The organism is Pseudonocardia sp. SID8383 (assembly GCF_009864975.1).
Taxonomy (GTDB): domain Bacteria; phylum Actinomycetota; class Actinomycetes; order Mycobacteriales; family Pseudonocardiaceae; genus Pseudonocardia; species Pseudonocardia alni.
The window spans coordinates 1-2,717 of the sequence record NZ_WWFY01000085.1 but is presented as its reverse complement, the minus strand read 5'-3'; the positions used below and the strand labels follow the sequence as shown (position 1 = coordinate 2,717).

At 77.3% G+C, this 2,717-nt stretch carries 3 protein-coding genes; all 3 read left to right on the top strand.

The annotated features are described in order from the left end of the window. Window positions 1–284 precede the first annotated feature (284 nt). The 3 genes from GTW08_RS02095 to GTW08_RS02085 are packed head-to-tail and all read left to right on the top strand — an operon-like array spanning window position 285 to window position 2,650. Window positions 285–782: a hypothetical protein gene (locus tag GTW08_RS02095; protein ID WP_073576371.1), complete on the top strand. Its 498-nt coding sequence runs from the start codon at window positions 285–287 to the stop codon at window positions 780–782. Between the two features lie 39 nt (window positions 783–821). Continuing rightward, entirely contained in the window at window positions 822–2,003 is a 1,182-nt protein-coding gene (locus GTW08_RS32805; RefSeq protein WP_073576372.1) for a sensor histidine kinase, read from the top strand. Further along, window positions 2,000–2,650, top strand: coding sequence for a response regulator (locus tag GTW08_RS02085; protein WP_073576373.1), 651 nt, complete (start codon window positions 2,000–2,002; stop codon window positions 2,648–2,650). The genes GTW08_RS32805 and GTW08_RS02085 overlap by 4 nt, the downstream gene beginning before the upstream one ends. Window positions 2,651–2,717: the final 67 nt, after the last annotated feature.

The following is a 2,717-nucleotide window of genomic DNA, read 5'->3' as shown; positions in this document are numbered from 1 at the left end:
CCGCCCCGCCGCGGACGCCGGACCTGTGGTCGCACCCCGCGGCCCAGCTGCGCGCACCGCTGCACGCGGGCCCGGGCGCCTGGCGCGCCTCCGGCCTCCCCCGCTGACCTCGTAGGTACCACCGACCGGCGCCCGGTACCCGGCACACCACGTGCCCGGGGCCGGGCGTCGTCGCGTCCGGCCACGGGGGTGCCGGTCCACCCGGGGGTGGAGGGTGCGAGTCCACCCGGGATCGACCCCGGCGCCGACGCGACGACCGGGCCCGCGGGGAGATCGTTCTCCCCATGGACGCCACCTCACTCGTCATCACGGTCGCGATCGTCGGCCTGGTCCTCTCCACGCAGTTCCGCGGGCAGTTCGTCGGCGGACGACGCGACGTGACGCTCCCGTTCGTCGTGATCGGCATCGGGGTGCTCACCCTCGCCCAGGCCCGCCCGGAGGTCACCGCGGCCGGGCTGGCGCTGCTCGCCGCCGAGCTGGTGCTGGCGGCCGGGCTCGGGGTGCTGCGCGGCCACGCGTTCCGCCTCGGCACCCGCGACGGGTGGGCCTACCGCAGCGGCTCGGCCGCGCTGCTGGTCGCGTGGGTGCTGACCATCGGTGTGCGGGTCGGCGCCGGGGTCCTCGGCGGGGCCGTCGGTGCCGGACTGCTGCTGTCGGCGTCGTCGGCGCTGGTCTTCGGCGGCAGCCTGCTGGTCCAGAGCCTCGTGCTGCGACGCCGGGTGGCCGCGGCCGGGCTGCCGGTCCGGCCGGACGAGGCACGCCGTGCCCGCGCGGCGGCCTGAGCGTCCCGCCCGGCCCGGCCGCTGTGTCAGAGTGAAACGGTGAGCACGCCCGCCGCCCGCACGGCCCGCCGCGTCGAGCCCGACCGGTCGTCGCTGCTCGGGGTGCCCCGGCGGCTGGTGTCGCTGCTGTGGCTGCCGATCGTGCTGTTCCTGCTGTTCTGGTCGCCGGCCCAGCAGGTCTCGCCGACCTGGCTCTACGCCGGGCTCGTCCCGGCCGTCGCCGGGTGGGTGGTCTTCGCCCTCTACCGGAGCATGCCGCCGGTCGCGACGGTCCTGACCAGCGTCGCGCTCGCCGGGGGCGGGGTCGCCCTGCTGGCCGGGTCCGACGGCTGGACCACCTCGGCGGCCTTCCCGATGATGGCGGTGTTCGTGGCCGCACTGCGGCTGCCGTACCGGACCGCGCTGTTCGTCGACGTGCCGGTCATCGCGGCCACCACGATCGTCGTCGGGCCCTACACCTCGGTGTGGGACGCGCTGCTGGTGGTCGCCGCGCTGACCGCGATGGTGCTGTTCGGGATCGGCCGCCGCGACTCCGCCCGCCGGCTCGAGGAGCACGAGCAGACACTCGTCGCCGACGCCAGGGCCCGCGAGGAGCACGCCCGCGCCGAGGCCATCGCCGACCGCGCCCGGGTCGCCCGCGACGTGCACGACGTGCTGGCTCACTCGCTGTCCGCGCTGGCCGTCCAGCTCCAGGGTGCCCGGCTGATGGCACTGCGCGACGGGGCCGCGCCGGACACGATCTCCCAGATCGAGCGGGCCCAGCGGCTCGCCTCCGACGGGATCACCGAGGCCCGCCGCGCCGTGCGGGCGCTGCGCGAGGGACCGGCGCCGGTCGACGTCGCCGAGGAGCTGCGTGAGCTCGGCCGGGCGCACCCGGACGCGACCGTCGAGGTCGCCGACGGGCTGCGCCTCGGCGCGCGGGAGGGCGAGACCGTGCTGCGCACCGCGCAGGAGGCACTGTCCAACGCCCGCAAGCACGCCCCCGGCGCCCCCGTGACGGTGCACCTGCGCCGCGACGGCGACGGCGCCGAGCTGGAGGTCGTCGACATCGCCGGGACACCTCCGCCGCCCGGCGACGGCGAGGGCTCCGGCCTGGTCGGAATGGCCGAGCGGGCGGCACTCGTCGGCGCCGAGCTGCAGACCGGTCCAACCCCCGACGGCTGGCGGGTCCGGCTCCGGCTGCCCGCCCGCTCCCCGGACCGCGAGAGGATCACGACGTGAGCGCCCTGCAGGTGGTCCTGGCCGACGACCAGCGGATCGTGCGCGACGGCCTCGCCACCGTCCTGGGCCTGCTCGACGGCATCGAGGTCGTCGGCACCGCGTCCGGCGGCGACGAGGCGGTCGCCCGGGTCGCCGAGCTGGCCCCGGACGTGCTGCTCACCGACCTGCGGATGCCCGCGGGCGACGGCGTCTCGGCGACCCGCCGGGTCCGCGACGGACATCCCGGCACCGCCGTCGTCGTGCTCACCACCTACGTCGACGACGACGCCGTGGTCGACGCGATCGCCGCGGGCGCCTCGGGCTGGCTGTCCAAGGACGCCGACGCCGAGGCCATCGGCCGGGCCCTGCGCTCGGCCGCCGACGGTGTGTCCACCGTGGACGCCGGCGTACTGTCCCGGCTGGTCGCCGCCCGCGCGTCGACCGTCCCGGCGGCACCGGTCGACCCGCCGGACGGGCTGACCCCGCGCGAGGTCGAGGTGCTCGGGCTGATCGCCGAGGGCCTGTCCAACACCGAGATCGCGCGACGGCTCGTGGTCGGCGAGGCGACGGTGAAGACCCACGTCAACCACCTGTTCGCCAAGACCGGGCTGCGCGACCGCGCCCAGGCCGTCGGCTACGCCTACCGCCACGGCCTGGCCGGCCGCTGACGCCGCCCCCACGGCCCCACGGCGTCCGGCGAGCGCCGTGGCGACCCGTAGCGTCGCCCGGCACCCG